Source organism: Streptomyces sp. NPDC001770, from assembly GCF_053596135.1.
Window position 1 is genome coordinate 69,628 of record NZ_JBSFFN010000028.1, and the last position, 26,502, is coordinate 96,129.

A 26,502-nucleotide genomic window follows, 5' to 3' on the forward strand; every position below is an offset into this window, starting at 1 on the left:
GGCTCCCGGCCATGATCCGCCGGACGCCCCCGGGGGTGGGGCCGGTAACCTGGCGGGGTGACTGGCTCCGACGCATCCCCCTCGTTCCGCCTCGCCTACGTACCGGGCGTGACGCCTTCCAAGTGGGTGCGCATCTGGAAAGAGCGCTTCCCCCTCATCCCGCTGGAGCTGGTCTCCGTGCCGTCCGGCGAGGCCCCCGGGCTGCTGGTGGAGGGCGGTGCCGACGCGGGGTTCGTACGGCTGCCGGTCGGGCGCGAGGAGCTCAGCGCGATCCCGCTGTACACCGAGACCTCGGTGGTGGTGATCCCGAAGGACCACCTGCTCGCGGCCGCGGAGGAGGTGTCCGCCGAGGACCTCGCGGAGGACATCGTGCTGCACCCGCTCGACGACCCGCTCGGCTGGGAGCGCCCGCCGGGTCTGCCCGCGTTCGAGCGGCCGGAGACGACGGAGGACGCCGTGGCGCTGGTCGCGGCGGGGATCGGCCTGCTGGTCGTCCCGCAGTCGCTCGCAAGGCTCCACCACCGCAAGGACCTCACCTACCGGACGATGACGGACGTCCCGGAGTCGCGCATCGCGCTCTCGTGGCCGGAGGAGAGGACGACCGAGAGGGTCGAGGACTTCATCGGCATCGTCCGGGGCCGCACGGTGAACAGCTCTCGCGGGCGTACTCCCACTCCCCCGCAGCCGAAGCAGGAGAAGCGGCCGGCCGCCGGTGCCCGTCGCGGTGCCGGCACGGGCAAGCCGTCCGCACGCAACCCGCGGGGCGGGGCGGGTGGCAAGGGCACGAAGAGCACCGGCGGGGCCAAGGGAGCCAAGCGCGGAAAGCCGCGCGGCCGGTAGCCGGAGGGCGCGTGGCGCCGGTCGTACGCGGCACCGGCCGTACACACGCGGCGACCCGGCTCCCGGGGCGACGGCGCCCGTACCGCCCCGCGAGCCCGCTCGTTACGCTCGCCGCCATGGGTGTTCTCCTGCCGCTGCTGATCGTTGCCGGATGTCTGGCCGCCGTCATGGGCCTGCTGGCGTCGCTCGCGGCCAGGGTGCGGCGCCGGGGGACGGCCGGGGCGGCGATCGGGGCGGCCCTCGCGTCGTACGAGGAGGCGTTCCGTACCACGTCGTACGCCGCTCACCAGGAGATACGCGCCCAGGCCGACCGGCAGGCCCCGCTGCCGTCCCCGGACGGCGACCGTCGCCCCGCGGTGCCGGGTCACGGGCCCCGGGGCCGAACGGGGCGGCCCGTACGGCCCCGGTCGCGGACGGGGTGGCGGGGTCCCTTCGGACTCGGGCGCGACCGGCGCCGGGGCGGGCGGCCGGGCAGGCGCTGAGGCGTGGGCGAGGTGGTCGGTTGCGCGGCCAGCAGGGGCGCCCAGCGCGCAGTGGGGACCCCTCTGCGCGAGGCCCGGCCCGAGAAGTGTCAGGATGGTTGTATGACCATCAAGGCTTACTTCGACATCACCATCAACGACGAGCCCGCCGGGCGGATCACGTTCAACCTCTTCGAGGACGTCGTCCCGAAGACCGTGGAGAACTTCCGCGCCCTCGCCACCGGCGAGAAGGGCTTCGGCTACGCGGGCTCCTCCTTCCACCGCGTCATCCCGGACTTCATGCTGCAGGGCGGCGACTTCACCCGTGGCGACGGCACGGGCGGCAAGAGCATCTACGGCGAGAAGTTCGCGGACGAGAACTTCAAGCTCACGCACAACAAGGCGGGCCTGCTCTCGATGGCCAACGCCGGCCGGAACACCAACGGCTCGCAGTTCTTCATCACCACCGTCCTGACCCCGTGGCTCGACGGCAAGCACGTCGTCTTCGGTGAGGTCGCGGACGAGGACAGCATGAAGCTGGTCCAGAAGATCGAGTCCCTCGGCTCCCAGAGCGGCCGCACCTCGGCGAAGATCACCATCGCGGAGAGCGGCGTCCTCTAAGGATCCCGTCAAGGAATCCGTTCAGGGATTCCGTTTCGGAGACGCGCGGGCGGACGGGGAACCGTCGGTCCGCGCGTTTCTCGTTCTCCGGTTCCGGAGCGTGGCCCCGGAGCGCCGGTCCCGGAGCACAGGCCCCGCTCCGGAGCACGGGTCCCGGAGAGTGGTCAGAGGGACGCGTACACGGCGTCGACCAGGGCCATCTTGCGCGGGTCGTCGGCGAGCCCCACGCCCATCCGGTTCATGACGTAGCCGAGCGCCACCCCCGCTTCCGGGTCGGCGAGCCCGCAGGAGCCGCCCGCCCCGTCGTGGCCGACCGCTCGCGGGTTGGGGCCGTAGGAGGCGTTCGGGCCGCTCAGCCAGACGCCGAGGGCGATCTCCGTCTCGTGCGCGAATCCGGCGCCCAGCACCAGATCGCGGCAGCTCCCCTGGCCCTCACGTACACGCTCGGCCGCTTCCTCGGAGAGGACGCGGTGGCCGTGGAGCGTGCCCCGGCCGGCGAGGATTCCGTAGAGCGAGGCGACCGCGCGGGCGGTGGCGTGGCCGTTCGCCGCCGGGATCTCGGCCGCCCGCCACGCGGCGGTGTTGGCCGCGGTGGCTCCCGTACCGGGGTTGGCGAGGGAGGCGACGGCCACCGGGGGCAGGCTCGTGAAGAACGCGATCTGCTCGGGCGTCGCCTTCGTCGTGACGAGTTCGGCGACGCGGCCGGCCTCCTTCTCCGGCAGCCCCACGGTGAAGTCGATGCCGAGAGGGCCGGTGACCTCGCGCCGCAGGAACTCCCCGGGCAGGTCGCCGCTGATCCGCCGGACGACCTCGCCGACCAGGAATCCGTACGTCAGCGCGTGGTAGCCGGAACGGGTGCCGGGCTCCCACCAGGGTTCGGTCGCGGCGAGCCGGGACGTGGTGAGCTCCCAGTCGTAGAGGTCGGCGAGCGAGTGCGGCTCGCGCAGTCCGGCGAGGCCGGCCCGGTGCGAGAGGAGGTCGCGTACCCGGACGTCCTCCTTGCCCGCGGCGGCGAACTCGGGCCAGTACGAGGCCACCGGGGCGTCGAGGTCCAGCAGGCCACGGTCGGCGAGGATGTGGGCGCAGAGCGCGGTGGGGCCCTTGGTGGTGGACCAGACGTTGACGAGGGTGTCCCGTTCCCAGGGACGGGTCCGCGCGCCGTCCGCCCATCCGCCCCAGAGGTCGACGGCCGGCTCGCCGTCCACCAGGACCGCGACGGCCGCACCCAGCTCGCCCCGTGCGTCGAAGTTCTCCTCGAACGCGGTACGCACGCGGGCGAACCGTTCGTCGCAGTGGCCGCGGATCTGCGTCACGGTGGCCTCCTCGTCCTGGGCGTCCCGGGCAACATACCGACGGGTCGGACCGACGGGAAGGGGTGGCGCGGCGCCGGCCCGGGCGTCCGGCCCGGCGCCCGAGGGTCCGGACCGGGACCCGGACCTCCCCGGTCACCCCCGTACTTCCGGCACCCGGCCTTCCCCTGCTACAACCCCACGGCGCCGTCGACCCCTTGGCGCAGCAGGTCGGCGTGGCCGTTGTGGCGCGCGTACTCCTCCACCATGTGCAGCATCACCCACCGGAGCGAGACCCGCCCCTGCCAGGGGTCGATGGCGGAGACGTCCAGATCCACGGCCTCGGCGACGAACCGTTCGGCGAAGTCGACCTCCTCGCGCCAGGCCCTCCAGGCTTCCTCGGTGCGGGCGGCGTCGGGCACGGCGCGGTCGAACGCGCTGTCCGGCTCGTCCACCGTGGAGAAGGGTGCCGGGCCCTCCTGGCCGGCCAACCGCAGTCTGAACCAACGGTGTTCCACGTCGGCGAGGTGCCGGACGAGTCCCAGCAGGGACAGGCCGGAGAAGTCCACGGACCGCAGAGCCATGGCCTCGGCGTCGAGCCCGGAGCACTTCAGGACCAGGGTCTCCCGCTGGCGGCGCAGGGATGCGGCGAGCATGGTCCGCTCGTCGCTCTGCGTCGGGACCTCTGCCCGTGGGTCGCTTCCAGGATCGGTGAACATCTCCGCAAACCGTTGCATGTCCGGGATTGTGGCCGATGTGCACCCTCCGTCGCAGGGGTTTCACCCTTCCCGTGCGGCTGAGGCCTTCGTCGGTCGCGGCACGAGGCGGACGGGCACGAGTCACCAGGCGCGGGGCGCGGGGCGCGTCAGTGGACCGGCGGTTCCAGGCAGAGGATCCAACGGCCGGGCTGACCCGCGAGGGTGACGGCGGAGAGAGGGCGTACGTCGATGTTCCAGTACGCCGAGGGCGGGGCCTTCAACGCGTAGACGAGGATCGCGCGGACCACGGGGGGCTCGGCCACCGCGACGATGGAACCGCCGTCGAAAGGGCGGGTGTCGAGCCAGTGGCCGATGCGTGTGATGAAGCCGAGCAGCGGCTCGCCGCCGTGCGGCGCGGACCGGGGATCGGCCAGCCACGCGTCGACGGCGGCGGGCTCGCGGGCGGCGACCTCCGCCAGGGTCATGCCCCGCCAGCGCCCCATGTCACAGTCGCGCAGGTCGGGTTGGGCCATGGGCGCGTACCCGAGGGCGTCGCCGGTGGCCCGGCTCCGTGGGGTCGGCGCACAGTAGCGGAGGTCGGCCGCACCGAGCGGGACCAGCGCATGGGCGACGAGTTGCACCTCGTGCCATCCGGCGTGGTCGAGCGGACGGTCGTCGTCGAAGCGCTCGGCGAGCAGGGACGAGCTCCGCGCTGCCGCCACGAGGGAAACCCGAACACTCATGGCCGCGATCGTGAGGCCGTCGACCGCCACGGTCAAGAGGGCTCGTACAGAAGGGAGTTGACGATCTAGCGGTTGACCAGAGCCATCCAATTGCCGGGCTCTTCCAGCCTCCGGAAGCCGGCCTTCTCGTACACTCCGTGGGCGTCGCCCGTGGCGAGCAGAATCCTGCGGACACCGGCCGGGGCGAGGTGGTCGCGTACCGCTTCGGCCAGGCGTACGCCGAGCCCCTGCCCGCGAGCAGCCGGGTCGACGTAGACGTCACAGAGCCAGGCGAAGGAGACCTGGTCGGTGACCACCCGGGCGTACCCGACCTGGTTGCCGGAACTCCGCTCGTATACACCGAAGTTGAGCGAGGCCGCGATCGCCGCGTCCTGCTTGGCGCGGCTGCGCCCGAGCGCCCAGTAGGCGTCGGTGGAGAGCCAGTGGTGGATACGGGCCGGGTCGAGCCGGTCGGGGTCGGTCGAGATGTCGTAGTCCTGCGTGATCGTTCCGGTCATGGACGCAGGCTAGAACGACTCTCCGGGCGTGCCCACCGATTTCCCGGCGCACGCGCCGCCCCCACCACCCCGTCCGCCCCTTTTCCTCCCGGTCACACCCCGGGCGCTCCGCCCTCCCGCAGGGTGTCGTACGCGATGCGCAGCCGCCTGACCCCCTCCGCGATCTCGCCCGCGCCGGAGGCCGCGGCGAAGCTGATCCTGACCTGCGCGGAGGGCGGTTCGGCGCAGAAGTACGGGCGCCCGGGCGCCACGGCGACCCCGGCCCGCAGCGCTCCGGTGACGAACGCGGCCTCGTCCGCACCGCTGCCGCCCCCGCCGGGGACGCGCAGCCAGAGGCTGCCACCGCCGGACGGCACGTGCGGCAGGTCGAGTTCGGGCAGCGAGCGGCGGAGCTCACCGGAGAGCAGGGTGCGGCGGCGGGCCAACTCGCCCGCCACGGAGCGAAGGTGGGTGCCCCAGGCCGGAGATCCGACCAGTTCGAGGGCGGCCTCCTGGAGTGGCCTGGGCACGAAGAAGCTGTCCACGACCTGGATCGCGCGCAGCCGTTCCAGCACCGGGCCGCGCGCGGCGAGCGCGCCGACGCGCAGGCTGGGCGAGGTGACCTTGGTGAGCGAACAGACGTGTACGACGACCCCGTCCGGGTCGTCGGCGGCCAGCGGCGGCGGCAGCGGGCCCGCGTCCTCGTGGGCGAGGCGGCGGGCGAAGTCGTCCTCCACCACGAAGGCGCCCGCGGCCCGGGCGATCCGCAGCATCTCGGCCCTGCGCGCGGGGGCGAGGACCGCGCCCGTCGGGTTCTGGAAGAGCGGCTGGCAGACGAAGACCCGGGCCCCGGTGGCGCGGAACGCCGCGTCCAGCAGTTCGGGGCGCACTCCGTCCGCGTCCACCGGTACGGGGACGGGCCGCAGCCCGGCGGCGCGGGCGACGGCCAGCATGCCGGGGTAGGTCGGCGACTCGACGAGCACCGGTGCCCCGGGCGGGGCGAGCGCGCGCAGCGCGGTGGCCAGTGCGCCCTGGCCGCCCGCTGTGATCAGGATGTCGGCCGCGCCGACGCCGGGGCCTATCTCCCGGGCGAACCAGGCGCGCAGCTCGGGCAGCCCGTCCACCGGCGGCCGGTCCCAGGCGCCGGGGCGGCGGCCGGCCCGCGCGAGGGCGGCGGCCAGGGCCCGTTCGGGCTGGAGGACGGGGTGGAGATAGCCGCCGTTGAACTCGATGACACCCGGCGGGGGTGCCGCGAGGGTGACGAGGACCCCCGAGGCGTCGACGGCACGGGGCACCACCTCGGGCCCACCGTCACCGCTGAGCGAGACCTCCTGCCAGGACGTGTCGCCCGGGGCCGGGGCAGTCGTACGCGGCTGGGCGCGGAAGGCGCCGGCGCCGGGCCGGGTGACGACCAGCCCCTCGGCGGCCAGTTGGGCGAGGGCCCGGGTGACGGTGACGGGGCTGACCCGGAAGCGCTCGACGAGGGCGCGGCTCGACGGCAGCTTCCCGCCAGGTGAGTAGCGGTTCAGCTCTTGGCGCAGGGATCTCGCCAACTCCCCCACACTGCTACGCTCTTCCATGAGAGACAACGATAGCGCTACCCCGTCACCGACGATAGCGCTCGCCCCCACCGCCACTCCTCCCGCCGCTTCCCCGGCACCGACGCCGGCCCAGCCCCCGCCCTCCGAGCGGACGGGCTTCGTCCTCGCCTCCCTCGGCGTCGTCGCCTTCTCCCTGACCTTCCCCGCCACCCTGTGGGGGCTGGAGAGCTTCGGCCCCTGGTCGCTGGTGACGGTGCGCAGCGTGCTCGCCGCGCTGATCGCGGGCACGGTCCTGCTGGCGGCCCGCATCCCGTGGCCGGGCCGCCGTCACCTGGGCGGGCTGCTGGTCGTGGCGGGCGGGGTGGTCGCGGGGTTCCCGCTGCTGACCACGCTCGCGCTGAGGACGACGACCTCCTCGCACGCGGCCGTGGTGGTGGGGCTGCTGCCGCTGACCACGGCGGTGTTCTCCTCCCTGCGCACGGGAACCCGCCCGCCCCGCGCGTTCTGGATCGCGGCGCTCGCGGGGGCCGCCGTGGTGCTGGCGTTCACGGTCGCCCAGAGCGGCGGGGCGGTCTCCGCCGGCGACCTGTACCTGTTCGGTTCGCTGGTGGTGTGCGCGGCCGGGTACGCGGAGGGCGGCAGGCTGGCGCGGTCGATGCCCGGCTGGCAGGTGATCGGCTGGGCGCTGGTCCTCTCACTCCCGGTCACGGTGGCGAGCAGCGTGGTCGCGCTGTCGTACGAGCCCGTCACGCTGACCGGGCACGGGATCGCCGGCCTGGTCTGGCTGGCGGCCGGGTCCACGTTCATCGGGCTGTACGTCTGGTACCGGGGCATGGCGGAGATCGGCATCCCGCGCGCCAGCCAGCTGCAACTGGCCCAGCCGCTGCTGACCCTGGTCTGGTCGTTCCTGCTGCTCGGCGAGGACCTGTCGGCGGCGGCTCCGCTCGCGGCGGTGGCCGTGCTCGTCTGCATCGCGGTGACCCAGCGGGCGGGCACCCCGCGACCGCGCGAGCACTGAGCCCCACGGTCATAGACTTGTCGGTACAGGGACCGCCGTCCAGGAGGAGGTCGTTCCCGATGGAGGCCCACACCGGCGACCGGTTGCTGACCCACGGCAGAACCGTCGGCCGGCCCGACCGGGTCGCGGAGATCATCGAGGTGCGGGGCCCGCGCGGCACCCCGCCGTACCGGCTGCGCTACGCGGACGGCCACGAGTCGCTCGCGTACCCGGGGCCGGACAGCGTGGTGCGGCACGCGGGCGCCGACAGGACCGGCCAGAAGGAACCCGAGCGGTGGTGAGCCAGGCCACCGGGCGGAGAGGCTCGGGTACCGCCGACGGCAGTCGGTCCCCGTGGCAGGAGATGACTGCCCGGTGGCCCCCTTCGTGCGCCGACCCTGTAAAGCGCGGCCATAGGCTCGGCGCGAGACGCTGAACGGGGGCTACGCCATCAGGCGGCTACCGTGACGCCGACAGCTGTGGCGCGCTCCAGAAGACCTCTCGCCTGCCGATTCGAAGAGTAGGGGGAGAGCACGGACACCATCTCGCGCATGCGATCGTCACATCTGCCGGACTGCACCATCGGGTAGTCGTCCATGGCCTCGTGCCAGGTACTCACAGCTGCTTCAAGGTGCCCCATGGCGAGCTGACGCTCCGCGGTCAGACCGAGATGGCGTACTTTGGCCCGCCTGTAGAGACTGTGGCGAAGCCTGTTCGACTCCTGCATGGACTCAACTGCTCCGGCAGCATCGCCGAGTTCATGCCGCACCTGGGCCACGTGATACATCAGCGAGGAGGGATCGTAGGAACCGAAGGCCTTCGCCTGCGATTCAGCTACGTCCATTGCCTTTTCTGCTTCCTTCATACGGAGTAGGGCACTGTCGCGCTCACCGAGCTGCGCAGCGGCGTGCGCCTGCTGGCCTGCCAGGAAGGCCCGCATCCGGGGGCCGGCGTGCGGGGAGGCAGCGGCAGCGGCATCGGCCAGACGTAGTGCGTGCCGCCCGTGCCCGAGATCCACAGCCTGGACGGACATGCCCCGCAGCGTCGTGCAGTAGGTCAGGTGATCGTCGGCAGCACCGGCCAGTTCCAGAGCCTTGAGGTAATAGCGCTGGGCCAGTCCGTGAAGTCCCTCGTCCACCGCCATGTAGCCGGTGAGGTAACAGAGGTCCGCAGCGGCGGACATCATCTCCTTCCGCACCGGGTCCGGAGCTTGTGCGTGCAGGTACCCGGCGACGGTATTCACCAGAAACGCCGCCGCCATCGGCCGGGCGTGCCTGCCTCCGAACTGGTCGTCCAACTCGGAGACCCGCTCCGTCATCTGCGTGACCATCTCGACTTCTCCGCGTCCGATACGGGTCACCCGGCCCGCTGCGAACGCTTCGGCGCGACCCACCACATCCGGCCAGTCCGGGATGGTGAGCGCCACGGAGAACAGCGCCGCACCCAGTACGGAACGACGCGAAGGGTCCATGTCCTGCCTCCCCAGATCGACAAGTCCTTCCACCGTATCGAGTGGGGTTTCCTCTCCCTGAAGCCGAGGAAGGCCCGTCTCCTCATGCGTAACCGGGCGGGACAACCGACGGGAGAGGACTTCGAGGATCAGGCCTCTGGCCACCTTGCGCGGCATGGTGCCGTCAAGCCAGTGCTTCACCGCGGATTCGTCGTAGCGGGTAGGCCTCCCGATCTCCGTCCCCGCCCGGTTCACTGCCATGGCGAAGCTGCTGTAGGTCCACCCGGTCTCTCGCAGAAGGCGAGCCAGTCCCTCGTTCGGCATCTTCTGAGGCACAGTCAACCACCCTTGTTTTCAAGGCTTTAAAGTTCTCGCGCCATCTTCACGGTACCGCTGTGCGTGACTGCACGGTTACGTAGGGCGTGAGAGATCAACAGAAGGAGAAAGCCGTGCCGACAAGCCGGACCGACAGAGAAGCGGCGGCGGATCACGCCACCGCGCCCGTGGATGTGGAGACCATCTCGGAGATCACGGGCCAGGTGCTGGACCTGCGCCTCACCACCTCGACCCGCGAGGACATCCTCGCCCATGCTGCGGCAGTCCACGGGTTCCTCAACCTGCTCGTCCGCGAGGAACTGGGCGCGGACCAGGACCCGTTCGTACGGGATGTGATCGGCAAGGCGTACGTCCTTCTGGCGGCGAAGGCCCCCACGCGGGAGACGCCGTGTTTCAGCGCCTACGCCCACGTGCGGGAAGCGGCCGACATCACCCGGCGCCTGCTCCGGGTCTGGGTCGGCAGGCACCGGGAGGCCGAGCGGCACGACAGGGACGGTGGGCGACTGACCGGGGAATGCCCGTGACGACAAGAATCGGTGTGTACCGGTTGGGGCGCGAAGGCTCCCGCCAGGTGATCCGCCCCCTGCGGCCGGTGAAACCGCTCAAGGTCCCGGAGGTTACGTCGGCCTGGCCCCACTGCCAGTGCCCCCGCCACAGGGCCGTGTGAGGGCCCGGCCGATCGAGGCCGGCTTCGAACGCGTACGGGCAGCACCGAGGTGCGTACGGACAGCACCGAGGACAGCACCGTCTTGTCCCCGAACGCCTCCCCCGCCGGCCCTCTTCCCGAGTCGAGGCCGTGGCCCTGGGCCGAACCGTACAGAGGGGCCATCCTGATGGCCGCCGTCTGCAGGCGGAGCCGGTGTGCGGCGGACGCGTCTCTCAGCCCGTCGCGGACCCGGAGGCCCTGGCGCCGCCGATGGGGTGCCCGTCAGGCACCACCGGGCGCTCCTCGTCCCGGCCGCCGCCCGCCCAGGGAGTTCAGCAGCGCGGCGCCGCGTTCGGCGTCGTCCACGCTCACCGCGAAGTCCGCGCCCCTGGCGCTTATGACGAGGCACTCTCCGCCGCGGAGCATCACGGTGGTCCCCAGCCCGCTCAGTCGGTAGCCCCAGCCTCCCACCTGGCTCGGTCTGCGCTGCTCGGACCGGGCCGAGTCGATGTCCTGGAGGTCCCAGCGCCGCGCCGGCCAGCCGAACGGTCCGAACGACACCTTCAGTCCCTTCTCGCCGACGGTGGCCCGCACGGAGGCGCAGCCCAGAAACAGGACCGAGGTGAGCGCGGAAATCGCGATCAGCGTCCAGTGCGGGGCCGCCACCCCCACGACCGCGGCCATGACGGCGACCAGGGCCACGGCTCCGGCGAGGGCCGCTGACACGTGGAGCCAGGGGTTGGACGCCCGGGAGAACCACATGAGCTTCTGCCCGGCGGGCAGATCCATGCGCGGACCGCCCCCCGCCCGCCCCGGGGCGGTGGCGCCCCGGCGGTTCGCCCACCGCGTTGCCGTCCCAACCACCGCCGCCACCAGGAGAGTTCCGACCATCCATCCGATCACCGAGCGAGCCTGATGCCAGTCGGCCCGGTCCAGGTTCGCCCGTACGATCGATGCCTGGCAGCCGACCAGGAAGACCCCCGTCGTCAGCAGGGCGGTGGCCGCCCACCCTCGCGCCGCGCCACCCGGCCACGCGTTCGCGCGCCGCGCCCAGATCCCGATCCCTACGGCCGCCACCACCCACATCAGCGCCGGTATGAGCGCGGCGGCCCACAGGGGCATGGAACCGTCGGGCCGCCCCGCCTCGTTCCAGTGCGTCGCCACCCGCTCCGGCAGCCGTCCGCTCGCCGCCGGCACCATGCCCACCAGCAGTGCCAGGATCCCGACCGCCCAGCAGACGGCACCCCCTACGGCACCTCTCCTGTCCTTCGCGCGCTCGTTCACTGCGCCGCCCCCCTGATCATCTCGGCAAGCTCCGTCCTGCTGTATCCCAGCCGCGCGGCATCGACCACCAGATCGGCGACCCGGTCCAGCAGGGCGGAGCGCCGGTCCGCTCCGGCCGCCACCGTCACGCCCCGTCCGCGACGGAACTCCAGAACCCCCTGGTCCCGAAGGCTCCGGAGGCCGCGCAGAACCGTGTTGACGTTCACGCCCAGCGCCTGGGACATGTCACGTGCCGGAGGAAGCCGGTCCCCCGGCAGACACTCCCCTTGCGCGATGGCGCGGCGGATCGCGCCCGCCACCTGCTCGTGCAGGGGGCTGGCGTCAGCGGTGTTCAGTCTCAGCAGCATGGTGCTAATGAAAGTAGCACCATGCGCTCGATCGGGGGAGGGTGCGAGCGTACGGATCAGGGCACGCGCGTACGCGTACGGACCAGGGCGCGCGAGCGTACGGATCAGGGAGAGGGAAGCGCCCCCGCCCCACGGAAGCACCTCACCCCGCCCCGGCGAGGAACCTCACCCCACCCCGTAGTGGTCCGCCGCCACCCGGGCCATGGCACCGATCCGGTCCGTCTTCACGCTGTTCGCGGAGAAGAAGGCGTGTCCGCCGACGGCCGGGTAGTCCTCGGCGAGGGTCAGGTGGCGGGAGAGTTCGGCGGCGTTCTGCCAGGCCGCGTTCTGGGCGGGGTCGCCGGCCTTGTAGAGCGCCTCACCGATGTAGAGGTCGACGTCCGTGCCCTCGACCACCTCGGCCCACCAGGGGACGAGCTGGGCGTAGTCGGCGCCCGACTGGCCGATGCTCCAGTACAGCTGGGGGCAGATGTAGTCGATCCACCCCTGCTTGATCCACTTACGGGTGTCCGCGTGCAGGTCGTCGTACGTCTGCACCCCGGCGGCGGTCGGCGAGCCGAGCGGGTCGGTCGTCCTGTTGCGCCAGACGCCGAACGGGCTGATGCCGAAGCGGACGTGCGGCTTGATCTCCTTGATCCGGTCGGAGGTCTCCTTCACCAGCCGGTCGATGTTGTCGCGGCGCCAGGCCGCCTTGCTGCTGAAGCCGGCGCCGTGTGCGGCGTAGGTGCCGGCGTCGTCGAAGCTCTGGCCGGAGACGGGGTACGGGTAGAAGTAGTCGTCCCAGTGGACCGCGTCGATGTCGTACCGGCCGACCGCGTCCAGCATGGCGTCCTGGACGAAGGCGCGGACCTCCGGCAGCCCGGGGTCGTAGTACAGCTTCCCGCCGTACGGGACGACCCAGTCCGGGTGGACCCGTGCGGGGTGGGTGGCGACGAGCTTCTTCGGGTCGGTCTGGTTGGAGACGCGGTACGGGTTGAACCAGGCGTGCAGTTCGAGGCCGCGGGCGTGGGCCTCGGTCACCGCCGTGCCGAGCGGGTCCCAGCCGGGGTCCTTGCCCTGGACGCCGGTCAGGTACTGCGACCAGGGCTCGTGGGGCGAGGGCCAGAGGGCGTCGGCGCTGGGCCGCACCTGGAAGATCACCGCGTTGAGGCCGAACCGGACGGCCCGGTCGAGGTGGGCGATGAGCTCGCTGCGCTGGGTGGCCGCCGTCAGGCCGGTGGCCGACGGCCAGTCGACGTTGGCGACCGTGGCGATCCACATCCCGCGCAGCCCGGCCGACGCGCGGTGACGTCGCTCACGGGGCACGCGCCCCGCCGCCCCCGCCGGACCCGGTGCCGCCAGGGCGGCCACCACTCCGGCCGCGCCCAGTACGAATGCCCTCCGGCCCATGCGCCGCATGCTCTCCGCCTTCCTCTCGCGCCCCGCCGGACCGCTCCGGTCGGCTGCGTGACGCAGATCATGCCTTCTCGGACCCTCGATGACCCGCAGGTAACTTGGGCCGCGTCGCCGGGTACCGTCTGGAGGTCGAAGCGGGTACCGCCACCCACGGGTCCCGCGATACGGAGATCAGGGAGAGGCACGAGGTGACGGACTCTATGGCCGACATTGCACGCGTCGGAGTGGTCGGCTGTGGCCAGATGGGCGCAGGTATCGCGGAGGTCTGCGCGCGCAGCGGTCTGGACGTGATGGTCGCGGAGACCACCGGTGAGGCCCTGGAGATAGGGCGTACCCGGCTGCACAACTCCCTGTCGAAGGCTGCCGAGCGCGGCAAGATCACCGACGAGGAGCGGGACGAGGCCCTGGGCCGGCTCAGTTTCACCACCGACCTCGGCGAGTTCGCCGACCGCGACCTGGTCATCGAGGCCGTCGTGGAGAACGAGCAGGTCAAGACGGAGATCTTCCGGGTGCTCGACCAGGTGGTGACGCGGCCGGACGCGATCCTGGCCTCCAACACCTCCTCCATCCCGCTGGTGAAGCTGGCCGTGGCCACCTCCCGGCCGGACCAGGTCATCGGGATCCACTTCTTCAACCCGGCGCCGGTGCAGAAGCTCGTCGAACTGATTCCCGCCCTGACGACGGGCGAGCAGACCGTGCTGCGGGCCGAGGCGCTCGTTCGGGAGGTGCTGGACAAGCACCCGATCCGGGCGCAGGACCGTTCCGGGTTCGTGGTCAACGCCCTGCTGATCCCGTACCTGCTCTCCGCCATCCGGATGTTCGAGTCGGGCATCGCCAGCCGTGAGGACATCGACAACGGCATGGAGATGGGCTGCGCCCACCCGATGGGGCCGCTGAAGCTGGCGGACCTGATCGGCCTGGACACCGTGGCGTCCGTCGCCGACTCGATGTACGCGGAGTACAAGGAGCCCCTGTACGCCGCTCCCCCGCTGCTCCAGCGCATGGTGGACGCGGGCCGGCTCGGCCGGAAGTCGGGGGCGGGGTTCTACCCGTACGCCTGACCGCACTGCCGACAGGCCCGGCGCGGACCCGCCGGGCCTGTCGGACCCGCCGGGCCTGTCGGACCCGCCGAGGCGCGTTGCCCGAGGTCGGAGGCGTGTGCGGCCTCCAGCCGGCTGATGCCGGAGATCACACGCCGGCTTCGGCGGTACGGGCGGCGGCCCGCTCGTGCGTGCGCAGGACCGTCATGGCCAGGAGCGCCGCCATCACGCTTCCGGCCGCCAGGACCCACCAGAGCGTCAGCGGGAAGCTGGCCAGCAGGGTGGCGACGAGCAGCGGGGCGAGGGCCGTCGCGCCGCCCGCGAAGAGCTGGTTGAACGCCAGGTAGGCGCCCTGCTCCTGCTTGGGCGGCAGGCTCGTCAGCATCACCATGGCGGCCTGGGAGACGGCCAGTTCACCGAGGGTGTAGAGGGCCATACCGGCGACCAGCAGGGCGATCTGCGCCCCGCGCTGCACGCTCCCGGCCAGCAGCGCCGACGCGTACAGCGCGACGTACGACATCCCGCCGACCGCGAGTACGAGCCCCGGCCGGAACCGCTCCAGCACCCGGCTCAGGGGCAGTTGCAGCAGCGTGAGCAGCACGGTGTTGACCGCGAACAGCACGCCCACGATCCACGACGGCATGTGCAGCTCGCGCAGGACGAACACCGGCAGGGCGCTCTCCACGGCCAGGGCGGACGTCAGCAGCAGGGCGTTCGCGCCCGCCGTGCGCAGGAACGGCAGGTCGCGCCAGGGTGCGGCATGGCTGCCGCCCAGGCCCCTGCGCTGCGCGGGTTCGGTGGACCGCCCCGGCGGTACGCGGAGGTACAGCAGGGCCGTGAGGACGAAGCCGGCCGCCGTGACGATTCCCAGCACCACGAACCCCGACGCCGTGTCCACGATGAAGAGGCTGGCCAGGAGGGCCCCGGCGCCGATCCCCGCGTTGAAGGCGACACGGGTGAGCGCGAGCCACTGGCCGCTCTGCCCCTCCGGGGCCAGCCGGATCGCGAGCAGTGGGCTCGACGCCTGCTCGGCCCGGTTGCCGAGGGCCAGCAGCAGGGTGCACACGACCAGGGGGACGAGGCCCCGGAAGGAGACGATGCCCACGAAGCAGGCGACGCGGACCAGCGCCGCCGCGATGAGCACGGGCTTCGGACCGACCCGGTCCACCAGGCGGCCGACCGCGAAGAGTCCCGGCAGCACCGCGAGCGCCGTGACGGTCAGGACCAGGCCGACCGAACGCAGCGACTCCCCGGACAGTTCGGTGAAGAACAGCAGGGAGAACGGGTAGAAGAAGCCGGTGCCGAGGGCCTTGACGACCTCCGACAGGCCGAACCAGACGACACCCGGCCCGCGCGGGAGCACGGGGGCGGCCCCGCTCCTGTTCTTCACAGTGGTGGATGTCATGTCACGGAGTCCTTCGGTGCCTGCGGGATGGGGTTCGGTCGGCCGGGCGGCGGCTCACAGCCGGAGCAGATGGCAGCGCTGTTCCGTCGCCGTGCAGCCGCGGGAGCGCTTGGCCCGTTCGCTGCCGAGGCCGTAGTGCAGGGTGGTGACCCCGGCCGCGGCGGCCTCTTCGAGCAGGCTGTAGTAGAGGACTTCGAAGTACAGGGGCAGCCCGGTGCGTTCCTGGTAGGCGTAGTCGTAGCCGGTCTGGCGCGCGTACCAGTGGTCGCCGTGTCGCAGGATCAGGCCGTACCCGCGGACTTCGTCCTCGGCGCGGGCCACGACGGCGAACGCGTCGTCGCCGAAGCAGTCGCGGACCTGGCGGATCTGCGCGAGGACCTGGTCGGGACGGATGTCGATGCCGTACTTGGCGAGCAGCCCGGACTCCAGTTCCGCGAAGCGCGGCAGGTCCGCCGTGTCCAGGGACTCGACGGCGACCTGGGCCTGCGCCTCCCGTATCCGGCGGCGCTCGGCGCCGATGGACACCCGGCGCTTGCGCGGCAGGGAGGCGAGATAGCCGTCGAACCCGTCCTCCGGTACCCGCAGGGTGCTGTAGTGGCCGGTCGTGTACGAGAGGTAGCCGCGCGCGTCCAGGGTCTTCGCGAGGTCCGCGTCCTGTTCGTCGAGGTAGAGGAAGCACACCGAGGCGAGCCCGGCATCGCGCGCCAGTGCTTCGGCGGCCTCGACCAGTGGCTCGACGTCCTCGGCGGTGGCCTCGGGCGAGCGCAGGACGCGCGTACTGCCGACGTGGCGCCCGCCCGCCACCAGCGCGGGCATCAGCGACCGTGAAGGGTCGTCGACGTCGACCAGCATCCCGGCCGCCCCGGGCAGTTCGGCCTCCGCGCTGTTGCGCAGCACCACGTCGGGCCGGCCGAGCGCCCACGGCACGGAGGTGGTGGCGGTCGCGGTGGCCAGGCCCGCGACGGGCCGGCCCTCGCGCTCGGTCCACAGGTAGGTCATGGGGACCCCGGCGGTCGCCTCGACGACGTCGAGCCAGCGGCAGGTGAGGAAGATGTCGGACGGTCCGGCCAGGGCGTCCCAGCCCTCCCTGGGCAGGTCGGCGGCCCGCTCCACGGCGCGGACCCTGCCGGGCTGCCGTTCGGTCGTCGTGGGGGTGAGCACGGGGCGCCCTCCTGGTGTCGCTGGATCGAGGTGGTTCGGCGGGGGAAGGCAGCGGGGCTGGGGCGTGGGTGCCCCGGCCCCGCGGTGCCTCTCAGTGCATGACGTCGTACTTGCTGGCCTCGACGAACTGCGGGGCGAACTTGCGCTTCTGCCACAGGCAGTAGCGGTTGAGCAGGCCGGCGAGCGGGCCCATGGGGCGGCGGAAGTCGATGATGACGATCACGCGTGGCTCGCTGCTGTCGTTGTGGACCTCGTGCTCCAGTGAGACGTCGAGGACGGTGCTCTCGCCCTCCTTCCACTGGTAGTACTCGTCCGCGAGGCGGATGCGCGGCGGGTTGTCCGCGGGGATCCGGATGCCGAGGTGGTAGCGGAGGATGCCCGCGTACGGGTCCTTGTGCGAGGGCAGCACGACGCCCGGCTCCAGGATGGAGACGAAGGCGTTGACCACGTTCGGGGTGTTCTGGGCGAAGGACAGCAGGGTCGGCAGGTCCTTCTTGGCCAGCTTGTTGCTGTTCCCGAACATGTACGCGTAGTAGAGCTTCCACTCCTCGGAGACCTGGGCCGCGCGCTCCGGGTCGAAGGTGTCGTACGTCGGGATGCTGCGGCTCGCGAGCAGCGCGTCCACCTCGGCCTGGAGGTCCGGGAACTGTCGCTCCAGTTCCCAGACCTCGGGGAAGACCGCGTGCGAGGGCATGATGCGGCGGCGGTTCCTGCCGCCCGCCTTGCGCAGGAAGATCCAGTTGTTGAGAGCCTGCGCGCGCGGGTTGTTGAGATACGGGGAGCCCTTCAAGGCGTACTCCTGGTCGTGTCGGATTCGGTGTGCGGTGGGGTGGGCGGTGGCGTCCACCCGATGCGCTTCATCGCGCCGCGGCGTGCCTGCCACACGCTCGTACCGCCTTCGGACTCCACGTAGGTGAGCCGCAGATGGGCCAGCGCGCGGTCGACGGTCTCCAGCATCGCGGCGTGGTCGGGGGCACTGCCGAGCAGGATGTCCATGAAGAACGAGGTCGCGGCGGGCGGAAGTTGCCCGCCGACGGCCAGGCGCTGCAAGTGCCCGACGACACCGGGCTCCTTGAGCATCGTCTCGACGCCCTCCACGCGGTGCAGAACGCCGCCGGTGGGCAGCGGGGAGAGGCCGAAGTACTGGAACGCCACCGAGTCCGGGGAGAGTTCGGGAAGCTCCACCGGGAGGCCGCAGGCCGTCCGGAGGCCCAGTTCGTGCAGGTCGAGGCCCAGGGCACGCTGGTACATGTCGGCCACGAACCCGCCCAGGCGGCCGTTGACCTCGATGACCCTCGGGCCCTCGGGGGTCAGCTTGATCTCGGTGTGGACCAGGCCCTGGCGGATACCGAGGGCGAGCGCCGCGTCGTTGGCGAGCCGGGCGACGCGTCCGTGCTCGGCCGGCGCGAGGTGGGAGGGCACGAACGCGCCGTGCTCGCGGAAGGGCGGCATCAGCGGGAACTTGCCGGTGACCCCGAGGGTGTGGGCGGCGCCGTCCACGACCAGGGACTCGACCGAGACGTAGTCCCCGAAGTCGCCCTCGTCCCGGCCGTGCAGGAACTCCTCGACGACGAAGGGGCGGTCGGGGGTGGGAGCAAGGTCCGCGGGAAAGTCGTCCACGTTCGCCACGAAGTGGGTGTCGATGCTGCTCTGGCCGCGCACCGGCTTGACCACGACGGGGGCCGCCCACTCGCCGAGGAGTGCGAGGGCCTCGGCACGGCTGGTCACCGCGACCGACCGGACGGCGTCCACGCCCCGCTCGGCGAGGCATTGCCGCTGAGCCCGCTTGTCGGTGAGCCGGGTCACCGTCTCCAGGTCGTGGTACGGCAGTCGAAGCTCGTGGGCGAGCCGGGCGGTGAAGGGCAGCAGGCCCTCGCTGAAGGTCGTCACGCCGGACGGGGCATGGACGCTCAACGCGGCTGCCGTGGGGCCCAGTTCGTATTCGTCGGACTCGAAGACCGGTCCGAGCCGGGCGTACTCGGCACGCTCCTGCTCGTCCAGGGCGCCGGTCAGCGCCACGTAGACGGGGGAGAGCCCGCACGCGCGGGCGGCCTCGGCGATGTTCAGCGGCCTTACACCCGAGTTGGGGAAGACCGCGACGACGACCGTACTCACTTTTCACCCGCACTTGTGTCACGGAGCCGGTAGATCCGGTCCTTGATCTCTTCGATCCGCTGGTAGTCGCGGTCGATCTCGCCCATCGAAGCCGCGGACATGAAGATCCGCAGCGTGCTCGAATAGAGGTCGACGGTCGGGCGGAGGGCGCCGCCCGGTTCGATCTTCAGGTCGAAGCGGGCCACGGACTCCAGGCCGGAGAGCTCGGCGAGGGCGGCCTCGTCGATGCTCTCGACGATCCCGGACCGCGTCGTCGACGTGGTGCAGCAGATGGCCTCGCGGGCCTTCTCGTAGCGCCGTCCCGCGTACTCCTGGACGAACCGCGCGGGAGCCAGGTAGGCGAGCGCGGTGAGTGCGGCCTGGTTGGCGCCCGCGCACGCGTTGTGGAATCCGGGGTGCATGTTCCCCGCGATGCGCGTGCCGACCTCGACCAGGGCCGGACCCTGCGGAGTGACGATGACCTCGGCGTGGGTCGGCCCGAAGTGGACGCCGAGTGCGTCCAGGGCCTTCTCCACGTAGGCGATCAGCTCGGGCGCCGGCCCCTCGTCGGCGGCCAGCAGCCGCTCGCGGTCGTAGATGTTGCGGCCCGAGGGCAGCAGCCGCTTCTCGTACTCCCAGACGCCGCAGACGTAACGCCGCCGCCCGTACGACACCATGTCGACCACGTACTCGGTGCCCTGGAGGTAGGACTGGACGAGCACCTCCGTGTTCGTGTCGCCGTAGATCGTCTCCGTGCCCAGGATCCCGCCCGCCGCGGCCCGCACCTGCTCGGCGTCGGTGCAGATGAACACGCCGTCGCCGGCAGCCGAGTTGAGGGGCTTGACGACCACCGGGAACCGGCCTGCCTCCTCGGCCCACCGCGCCAGCGTCTCCGCGTCCCGGCCCTTGAGCTGGTCCGCGCAGTGCAGACCGGCGGCCCGCAGCGCCTCGCCCATGAGGTACTTGTCCCGCCGTGCCCCGGACAGCGCCGTGCCGTTCGTCGGCAGGCCGAGCCCCTCCGAGAGCTGGTCGGCGAGGAGCACACCCGGCTCCTGCCCGGCCATGACGCACAGCGGCCCGTACTCCTCCAGCCGGGCGAGCGTCTTCTCCAGGTCCTCGTGCACCAGGGCGGCGTGGTAGGCGCTCAGGTCGGGGGCTGGCATCGACGGCATGAACTCGGGGGTGCTCCGGACGTGCACCAGATCCGCGCCCAGGGCGGCGAACTCCGGGGGCAGGTACTTGCCCGACGTGTACGCGTCGACAAGCACGACGACCGGTTTGTTCTGGGACAACTGCATTCCTCATCTGGTGGGTGCCGCGGCTGCGGCCGGTCGGGTGTGGTCAGGTGGACGAGGGGCGGCCGCGCGGGGTGCACCGGGAGGTGAGGAAGTCGTCCACGGGCACGGTCCTCAGGCCTTCTGACGGGTGGGGCGCAGCCGGATGTCGTCGAGGTGCACATGGGTCGGCCGGCCGACCACGAACTCGACGACGGACGCGACGTCCTCGGGCACGAGGAGCGGACCGTTCTGCTCGGCCACGGACTCGAACCACTCGGAGTCGTAGCCGGCGGCCTCCTGGAAGCCGGAGCGCACGAAGCCGGGCTCGATCAGCGTCACCCGGATGTTGTGCGCGCACACTTCCTGGCGCAGCGCCTCGACCAGCGAGTGCACGGCGAACTTCGTGGAGCCGTAGACCGGGTTGGCGGCCGACACCTGGCGTCCGACGGTGGAGCCGATGACGACGATGTCGCGCACCCGGCGCCCGCCGTCCGCCTGCGCCTGCTTCACGAACTCGGCTGCAGCGGCCCGCAGTTGGTGGAGGATGGCGAGGTAGTTCGCCTCGATCACCTCCTGCCACTGGCTCGGGTCCGAGTTGAGGACGGTGCCGGCCAGGCCCCGTCCGGCCGAGGCCACGAAGATGTCGGCGGGGGCGAATTCCCGCTCGGCCGCCACCAGCAGCTCCTCGGTGTACGCCGGCCGGGTCATGTCCCCGGGGAACGGCAGCACGGAGCCGGGCAGGCCGGCCGCCTCGGACTGGACGGCGGCCAGCCGGTCGGCCCTGCGCCCGGCGGCCACCACGTGGATGCCGCTCCGGGCGAAGGCTGCGGCGACGGCCCGGCCGATCCCCGAGGACGCCCCGGTCACGACGGCGACGCGCCTTTCGCTCTTTGCCTCAGTCATGTCGAATCCCCTGGTTGTCGTGCGTGTCCTGCCGGTCGGCCTGCCGGTCGGCGGCGAGGGGGATCTCCCCCTGGTGGATGAGTCCGGTGAAGTACGCGCGCAGCCAGGCGCGGTCCAGCGGCGCGAACTCCACGCCGAGGTGCGCGAGCAGGCGCCGGGTGCGCGTGTGGTCGTAGCGGACGTTGCGTTCCGGGCGGCTCGCCCAGAAGTGCGCGAGGGAGATCTGCTCGTCCCCGCTCCCGATGTGGTCGCCGAAGAGCGTCGCGAAGTCGGGCGCCGCGTCCTCCTCGACGGTGCAGCCCAGCTCCCGCAGGGCTGCGAAGACCTCGTCGTACGGCACCTCGTGGTGGGTGTCGACGTGGAACGTGCCGCCGCGCACCCGGGTGCTGCGGGATATCTCCAGGATGCCCTCGGCGACGGTGTCCACGGGGCTCAGTGCGAGTGTCTCGGAGCCGATGCGGGGCACCCGGCCCAGGCGTGCGCAGGCCCGCAGGAGCTGGATGAGCCGGTTGTCGCTGCCGTTGCGCTGGAAGCGGCCGGTGAGCGAGTGGCCGGTGACGTTGCCGGACCGGTAGACGAACCCGGCGCCGCCGTCCGCCGTGAACTCCTCGACGAGGCGCTCCGCGTCGTATTTGCTGCGCTCGTACTCGTTGAGGAAGCGCTGGCCGATGTTGAGGCTGTCCTCCGAGAAGACGGCCCGCTCGCCCTCCGCGCCGCTGCCGCAGACCGCGAGGGTGGAGACGTAGTGCAGGTCCTTGGGGCGGCCGGTACCCGCGAGGCGGATCATGGCGCGCACGGGGCCGGTGTTGTCCCGGTCGAAGGTGTCCCGGTCGCCGAACAGCCGTGTGTTGCTGGCCAGGTGGTACACCGCCTCGACCTCGCGGGTCAGCGTCGCGTACTCCTCGTCGGTGAGTCCGAAGCCCGGCTCGGCCAGGTCGGAGGCGTACACGGTGACGCGGTCGCCCCAGCGCGCCAGGTCGTCGCCCGGCCGGTACCAGGCGTACGCCTCCCGAAGCCGCTCGAACGCCGGCCGGTCGGGGTGCTCGCGCACCAGGCAGTGGACGTGCCCGGTGGTACGGGTCAGCAGCAGGTGCAGCAGGTGCGCGCCGATGAACCCGGTGGCGCCGGTGAGCAGGACGGCCCCGTACTCGCGGGTGGCCCGGGCGGGCGGTTCGCAGTGCAGGGCGCGCGGCACCTGCGCGAGCAGACCGGTGCCCGACCCGGGCTGGATGACGAACTGGCCCTCGGAGCGGGGCAGCCGGGCCGACTCGAGGAGGTACGCGCGGGTGGCGCGGGCCAGCCGGAGCATCCGCTCCGGGTCGTGGCGGCGCGGCGTGTACGAGAGGTCGGCGACGAGCTGTCCGTCGTGGAGACGGGCGGTGAGCTTGAGGCCGTAGCCGCGGTCGTTGTCGGCGCCGCGCACCGGGCCCACCGCGTGCCGCGAGAGCGAGGGGCGGAGGTCGTCGCCGTAGGGCAGGGAGAACGAGCCCAGGTAGTTGAAGCACACGTCCGCACGCTGCGGCTGGTCGTGGAAGCCGTACGCGATGCCCAGGTGGGGCACGTCGTGCAGAGCCTTCGCCGTCGACTTGCCCGTGGCTGCCACGTCGCCGTCGACGACGTCGATGCGGATGGGGAAGGTGGAGGTGAACCAGCCGACGGCGCGGGAGACGTCGACCGCGTCGTCGAACGCTTCGCGCCCGTGGCTCTCCACGTCGACCAGCAACTCGTCCTGGCCGTCGGCCTCGCCGAGCGCCTGTGCGAAGGCGGCGAGCAGGGCGGCGTGGAGCGGCGTGCCGGTGCTGGCCGTGCCCGCGCGGGCGAGGGCTTCGGTCTCGGTGCGGCCGATCCGGAACCATACGGCCTGCGCGTCGCCCTCACGGTTCTCGCCGTCCCGGGGTACGGGAGCAAGGTGGCTCAGGTCGTCCCAGTGGGCGAGGTCGGCGCGCAGGGCGCGGGCCTGGTCCTTGAGGTGGGTGGCCCACTCGCCGAAGCCCGTGGTGCCGGCGGCGGTCGTGGGCGCGTTGCCCTTCAGCCGCTCGGTGTAGCAGCGGCTGAGGTCGTTGACGACGATCCGCCAGGAAACGGCGTCGACGGAGAGGTGGTGGCAGATCAGCAGGAGATGGGCCTGGTCCGCGCCGTGGAAGAGGTGCGCCTTGAAGACGGTGCCGCCCGCTATGGAGATCTCGGCCTGTCTGGCGGTCGCCGTCTCCTCGATGTGCCGTGCGACGGCCTCGTCGCCCTCGGGCAGCGCCGAGGCGGTGAAGGTGCGGCCCGGGTCGACGACGTGGCGCCGGCGGTCGCCGCCCTCGCCGCGGAAGGCGGTGCGCAGCAGCGGGTGCAGCGCGACCGTGTCGGCGACGGCCGCTTCCAGGGCGTCGGGCCGTACGCCCGCGTCGATGTCCAGCAGCAGCGCCTGGTTCCACTGGTCGGGCTGCGCGAACCCGTTCCGGAAGAACCACTGCTGGGCCGGGGAGAGTGCCGTGTCATCCTCGGCGGTGACGCCTCCCCCGACGCCGGCGTGCGGGGTCCGCTCGGTGGCCGCGCCGGTCGTGATGCGGGCCGCGAGCGCCGCGACGGTGGGTGCCGCGAAGAACGCGGCTGCCGACACCTGGTGGCCCTTGGCCTGGAGGTCGGCGATGATCTGGATGGCGCCGATGGAACTGCCGCCGGCCAGGGTGAAGTCGTCGTGCACCCCGAAGTCGCCGTGGCCCAGGTGGCGGCGCCAGGCCGCGAGTACCTCCGCGAGGACCGGGTCGTTCTCGTCGGCGTCGTGGGTGCGCTCGGCGCGGTCGTTCAGACGGGCCTCGACGAGCCGGCGCAGCGCGGCCTGGTCGGTCTTCCCGTTGTCGTTGCGCGGGAAGTCGTCGAAGACTTCGATGCGGTCCGGGATCATGTATGCGGGCAGGGTGCCCCGCAACTGCGCTCTTATCGCGGCCGGTTCGGCGTCCGCGGCGTCTTGCGCGGTGGTGACGGCCGCGACGAGGGCGGGCCGCTCGGCGGTGGGCCGGAGGGCGAGGGCGTCGGAGACCGCGGGCAGTCGGCGCAGGCCCGCCTCCACGTGTCCGAGCTCCACGCGGTAGCCGCCGATCTTGACCTGGCGGTCGCCGCGGCCGAGGAACTCCAGGACGCCCCGGCCGTCGGCCCGTACCGTGTCGCCGGTGCGGTAGGCCGTGCCCAGTCCCGGCATGGCGGCGTCGAGTTCGCCGGTGAACGCCTTGGCGGTGGCCTCGGCGTCGTTCCGGTAGCCCCGGGTGACCGAGGGCCCGGCGACGTAGAGCTCGCCGACCGCGTCACGCTGGTGGAAGCGGCCGTCCTCGGTGCGTACGAAAAGGCGGGTCTCGCCGAACGCGGTGCCGATGGGGACGGACGCGGCGTCGCCGATCGCGTCCAGGGCCGCCGCGTCGCGCAGGACGTGTGCCGCGATGCCCACCGTGGCCTCGGTGGGGCCGTAGTGGTTGACCAGGGTGCGCGTGACGCCCGAGGCGAGGACGCGGCGGGCCAGCGACACCGGCATCAGCTCGCCGCCGAGCAGCAGGACGCGCAACTCGGGCCGGGTCGTCGCGTCGTGGCCGAAGGCCCGGAAGAGGACGCCCCAGTGCGAGGGCGTCGTCTTGAGTACGTCGATGCGCTCGGTGTGCAGGTGGCGCAGCAGGCCCATGGGGTCGCGGCGCGTGGCGTCGTCGACGAGGTGCAGGGTGCCGCCGGTCCACAGTGCCAGGAAGAGGCAGGTGTTGCCGAGGTCCGCCGCGAGCGTGGTGACGTGTGCGTACGAGAGCGGCTCGGCGATGTCCAGCCGGGCCAGCAGCGACGTGGTGTAGTGCCGCACGTTGGCGTGGGTGACCATGACCCCCTTGGGGATGCCGGTCGACCCGGAGGTGTAGAGGACGTACGCGATGTCGTCGGGGCCCGGCTTCGCGAGCGGTGCCGGGCCGGCGGCACCGGCCGTACCCGCCTCGCCCACCTCCAGGACGTCGAACCCCGACGAGGTGAGCTCGTCGCGGTACCGCCGGGAGGTGAGCAGGAGGCCGGGGGCGGCCGCGGCGAGCCGGCCGGCCCCCTCCGCCACCGGGTCGGTGGGCTCGACGACCGTGTACGCCGCGCCCGTCCCGAGCACGGCGAGGAGCGCCACCACCACGTCCGGGGAGCGGTCGAGGTGGATGCCCACGAGAGAACCACGGCCGATGCCCCGGCCGCGCAGCTGGTGGATCAGCCGGGACACCCGGTCGTCGAGCTGGGCGTAGGTCAGGCGGTCCTGACCCACGGCGACGGCCGTTCGGTTCGGGTGGGCCGTCGCGTGCGTACGAACCAGAGCCGGGAGCATGCCGTAGTCCTCTGCGTGTGGGCGGTCGGTCGGAGGGGGTGCCGGTGAGCCGGGATCAGCTCCAGAAGACGAGCGGCTCCTGCGGGCCCTTGGAGGCGATGAACGCGGCGGCGCCGACGCGGTGTTCGCCCTGTCCGGCGGTCACCGCGTGCAGCATGCGGGGGCTGAAGATGATGAGGTCGCCGGCTTCGGGGTGGATGACGTGCACCGGCTCCTCGACGGAATCCGGCTCCAGGCCCTCGACGTCGAGGATGGTCCTGGTCTCGTCCTCGGTGGGCTCACGGAGCCAGAGGTGCAGGTCGCCGCCCTTTTCCGGCACCTGGAGGTAGATGTTGGCGACGAGCTGGTTGACCACGCCCTCGATCTCCGGGGCGTCGCTCTCCTGGTCGATCGCGTCGTTGTGCGGGTAGAACTCCGAGGTGGAGGGCTGGAAGACCCGGAAGGCGCCCACGAAGCAGGCGCGCCCGCGCAGGCGCAACAGGTTGGCGCCCGCCGGCCACAGCTCCTGCAGCTCCAGGCGGACCCGGTCCACCGGGGAGAGGTAGGGGTGGAACATCGAGCGGACGTCCTGGATGGCCGGCAGGGCCTGGTCGTGGTACTTGTTCGTCAGCTCCGCGTCCCACTTGGTGTCGATGTGCGGCATGTAGACGCGGCCGACACTGCTGGTGTGCTGCTTGTGGTAGTTGCCCAGCGCCTGGTGGTTGATCGCCTTCTGCGCGACGCCCTCGGCGATGTCGACGGGGTAGTAGCCGCGGACGTGGATCGCGCCGATCTCGCGGTTGGCCAGCTTGAGCAGCGTCTCGGTGGTGAGTTCGGTGGCGATTTCGTTCGTCAGGGTCCTGACGACATCCGTGTTGACGCTCACGAAAAGGGCTCCTCGGGTTGAGAGAGGGCAGGAGTGCCCGGACTCGAGCTCACTGCCGCGGGTGAACCTGCACCGTTTCAGGGAATTCCAGAAGGCGGATCCAATTTGTGCCAGAGGGAAAGCTAAGTGAATCGACCGCCGGGGTCAAGGGGGCGTTTCCGGCCGGAATCCGGGCATAAAAAAGCAACGCCGAAGAGACCCTCCGGCAAGAGAAGGGTTGAATTCGCCCGGGGAGGGCGAGGTCTACGGCCGCACGTGCCGGGGCCCCGGCGGTGAGCCCCTCGGCCGCCGGCCGACGGACAAGGCATCGCT

24 protein-coding genes are annotated in these 26,502 nt (G+C 72.0%); 7 read left to right on the forward strand and 17 right to left on the reverse strand.

Annotation, left to right across the window (positions count from 1 at the left end; all coding sequences use genetic code 11):
- Window positions 1–57 precede the first annotated feature (57 nt).
- From ACWCSV_RS23710 to ACWCSV_RS23720, 3 genes are all read left to right on the forward strand, one after another.
- Window positions 58–840, forward strand: a complete 783-nt coding sequence (locus tag ACWCSV_RS23710) for a LysR family substrate-binding domain-containing protein (RefSeq protein WP_451145296.1) — start codon at window positions 58–60, stop codon at window positions 838–840.
- A gap of 116 nt (window positions 841–956) precedes the next feature.
- The gene (locus ACWCSV_RS23715) at window positions 957–1,322 is read left to right on the forward strand and encodes a hypothetical protein (protein ID WP_451145298.1); all 366 of its coding nucleotides are present in this window, start codon (window positions 957–959) and stop codon (window positions 1,320–1,322) included.
- 102 nt (window positions 1,323–1,424) lie between these two features.
- The gene (locus ACWCSV_RS23720; protein WP_327174783.1) at window positions 1,425–1,922 is read left to right on the forward strand and encodes a peptidylprolyl isomerase; all 498 of its coding nucleotides are present in this window, start codon (window positions 1,425–1,427) and stop codon (window positions 1,920–1,922) included.
- A gap of 164 nt (window positions 1,923–2,086) precedes the next feature.
- On the opposite strand, the gene ACWCSV_RS23725 is transcribed toward ACWCSV_RS23720, so the two are convergent.
- From ACWCSV_RS23725 to ACWCSV_RS23745, 5 genes are all read right to left on the reverse strand, one after another.
- Window positions 2,087–3,235 (reverse strand): serine hydrolase domain-containing protein, encoded by a 1,149-nt coding sequence (locus ACWCSV_RS23725; RefSeq protein WP_451145301.1) that lies wholly within the window; start codon window positions 3,233–3,235, stop codon window positions 2,087–2,089.
- A gap of 167 nt (window positions 3,236–3,402) precedes the next feature.
- A complete protein-coding gene (locus ACWCSV_RS23730; RefSeq protein WP_451145303.1) occupies window positions 3,403–3,948 on the reverse strand; it encodes a DinB family protein in 546 nt (181 codons plus the stop codon).
- 128 nt (window positions 3,949–4,076) lie between these two features.
- Window positions 4,077–4,652, reverse strand: coding sequence for a histidine phosphatase family protein (locus ACWCSV_RS23735; protein WP_451145305.1), 576 nt, complete (start codon window positions 4,650–4,652; stop codon window positions 4,077–4,079).
- A 65-nt stretch (window positions 4,653–4,717) separates the two neighbouring features.
- Window positions 4,718–5,149, reverse strand: coding sequence for a GNAT family N-acetyltransferase (locus ACWCSV_RS23740; RefSeq protein WP_451145307.1), 432 nt, complete (start codon window positions 5,147–5,149; stop codon window positions 4,718–4,720).
- 92 nt (window positions 5,150–5,241) lie between these two features.
- On the reverse strand, window positions 5,242–6,708 hold the full coding sequence (locus ACWCSV_RS23745; RefSeq protein ID WP_451145309.1) for an aminotransferase-like domain-containing protein: 1,467 nt from the start codon (window positions 6,706–6,708) through the stop codon (window positions 5,242–5,244).
- On the opposite strand from ACWCSV_RS23745, the gene ACWCSV_RS23750 reads away from it, so the two are divergent.
- Window positions 6,707–7,687: a DMT family transporter gene (locus tag ACWCSV_RS23750; protein WP_451145311.1), complete on the forward strand. Its 981-nt coding sequence runs from the start codon at window positions 6,707–6,709 to the stop codon at window positions 7,685–7,687. The two genes, ACWCSV_RS23745 and ACWCSV_RS23750, sit on opposite strands and share 2 nt — an antisense overlap.
- Window positions 7,688–7,746: 59 nt before the next feature.
- Window positions 7,747–7,968, forward strand: coding sequence for a DUF1918 domain-containing protein (locus tag ACWCSV_RS23755; protein ID WP_451145313.1), 222 nt, complete (start codon window positions 7,747–7,749; stop codon window positions 7,966–7,968).
- Between the two features lie 149 nt (window positions 7,969–8,117).
- On the opposite strand, the gene ACWCSV_RS23760 is transcribed toward ACWCSV_RS23755, so the two are convergent.
- Window positions 8,118–9,452, reverse strand: coding sequence for a tetratricopeptide repeat protein (locus ACWCSV_RS23760; protein WP_451145315.1), 1,335 nt, complete (start codon window positions 9,450–9,452; stop codon window positions 8,118–8,120).
- Window positions 9,453–9,565: 113 nt separating this feature from the next.
- On the opposite strand from ACWCSV_RS23760, the gene ACWCSV_RS23765 reads away from it, so the two are divergent.
- On the forward strand, window positions 9,566–9,976 hold the full coding sequence (locus ACWCSV_RS23765) for a hypothetical protein (protein ID WP_451145317.1): 411 nt from the start codon (window positions 9,566–9,568) through the stop codon (window positions 9,974–9,976).
- A 404-nt stretch (window positions 9,977–10,380) separates the two neighbouring features.
- On the opposite strand, the gene ACWCSV_RS23770 is transcribed toward ACWCSV_RS23765, so the two are convergent.
- The 3 genes from ACWCSV_RS23770 to ACWCSV_RS23780 all read right to left on the reverse strand — a co-directional run bounded on the left by ACWCSV_RS23770 (window position 10,381) and on the right by ACWCSV_RS23780 (window position 13,127).
- The gene (locus tag ACWCSV_RS23770) at window positions 10,381–11,382 is read right to left on the reverse strand and encodes a DUF1648 domain-containing protein (protein WP_451145319.1); all 1,002 of its coding nucleotides are present in this window, start codon (window positions 11,380–11,382) and stop codon (window positions 10,381–10,383) included.
- Entirely contained in the window at window positions 11,379–11,729 is a 351-nt protein-coding gene (locus ACWCSV_RS23775) for a GntR family transcriptional regulator (protein ID WP_451145321.1), read from the reverse strand. The genes ACWCSV_RS23770 and ACWCSV_RS23775 overlap by 4 nt, the downstream gene beginning before the upstream one ends.
- Before the next feature lie 165 nt (window positions 11,730–11,894).
- The gene (locus tag ACWCSV_RS23780) at window positions 11,895–13,127 is read right to left on the reverse strand and encodes a glycoside hydrolase family 10 protein (protein WP_451145323.1); all 1,233 of its coding nucleotides are present in this window, start codon (window positions 13,125–13,127) and stop codon (window positions 11,895–11,897) included.
- Between the two features lie 197 nt (window positions 13,128–13,324).
- Here ACWCSV_RS23780 and ACWCSV_RS23785 point away from each other — a divergent pair, with 197 nt between their 5' ends.
- Complete coding sequence (locus ACWCSV_RS23785; protein ID WP_451145325.1) at window positions 13,325–14,185, forward strand: 3-hydroxybutyryl-CoA dehydrogenase; 861 nt, start codon at window positions 13,325–13,327, stop codon at window positions 14,183–14,185.
- Between the two features lie 127 nt (window positions 14,186–14,312).
- On the opposite strand, the gene ACWCSV_RS23790 is transcribed toward ACWCSV_RS23785, so the two are convergent.
- From ACWCSV_RS23790 to ACWCSV_RS23825, 8 genes are all read right to left on the reverse strand, one after another.
- Entirely contained in the window at window positions 14,313–15,569 is a 1,257-nt protein-coding gene (locus ACWCSV_RS23790) for an MFS transporter (RefSeq protein ID WP_451145327.1), read from the reverse strand.
- A gap of 54 nt (window positions 15,570–15,623) precedes the next feature.
- Window positions 15,624–16,730 carry a GNAT family N-acetyltransferase gene (locus tag ACWCSV_RS23795; protein ID WP_451145329.1) on the reverse strand — a complete coding sequence of 369 codons (1,107 nt, stop codon included), beginning with the start codon at window positions 16,728–16,730 and terminating at the stop codon, window positions 15,624–15,626.
- 91 nt (window positions 16,731–16,821) lie between these two features.
- Entirely contained in the window at window positions 16,822–17,520 is a 699-nt protein-coding gene (locus ACWCSV_RS23800; RefSeq protein ID WP_451145331.1) for an aspartyl/asparaginyl beta-hydroxylase domain-containing protein, read from the reverse strand.
- On the reverse strand, window positions 17,517–18,845 hold the full coding sequence (locus ACWCSV_RS23805; protein ID WP_451145332.1) for an ATP-grasp domain-containing protein: 1,329 nt from the start codon (window positions 18,843–18,845) through the stop codon (window positions 17,517–17,519). Before ACWCSV_RS23805 ends, ACWCSV_RS23800 begins: the two co-directional genes overlap by 4 nt.
- A complete protein-coding gene (locus ACWCSV_RS23810) occupies window positions 18,842–20,116 on the reverse strand; it encodes an ATP-grasp domain-containing protein (RefSeq protein ID WP_451145334.1) in 1,275 nt (424 codons plus the stop codon). Before ACWCSV_RS23810 ends, ACWCSV_RS23805 begins: the two co-directional genes overlap by 4 nt.
- Before the next feature lie 117 nt (window positions 20,117–20,233).
- Window positions 20,234–21,004: an SDR family oxidoreductase gene (locus ACWCSV_RS23815; protein ID WP_451145335.1), complete on the reverse strand. Its 771-nt coding sequence runs from the start codon at window positions 21,002–21,004 to the stop codon at window positions 20,234–20,236.
- Entirely contained in the window at window positions 20,997–25,325 is a 4,329-nt protein-coding gene (locus ACWCSV_RS23820) for an amino acid adenylation domain-containing protein (protein WP_451145337.1), read from the reverse strand. Before ACWCSV_RS23820 ends, ACWCSV_RS23815 begins: the two co-directional genes overlap by 8 nt.
- A 55-nt stretch (window positions 25,326–25,380) precedes the next feature.
- A complete protein-coding gene (locus ACWCSV_RS23825) occupies window positions 25,381–26,190 on the reverse strand; it encodes a 2OG-Fe(II)-dependent halogenase WelO5 family protein (RefSeq protein WP_451145338.1) in 810 nt (269 codons plus the stop codon).
- Window positions 26,191–26,502 lie beyond the last annotated feature (312 nt).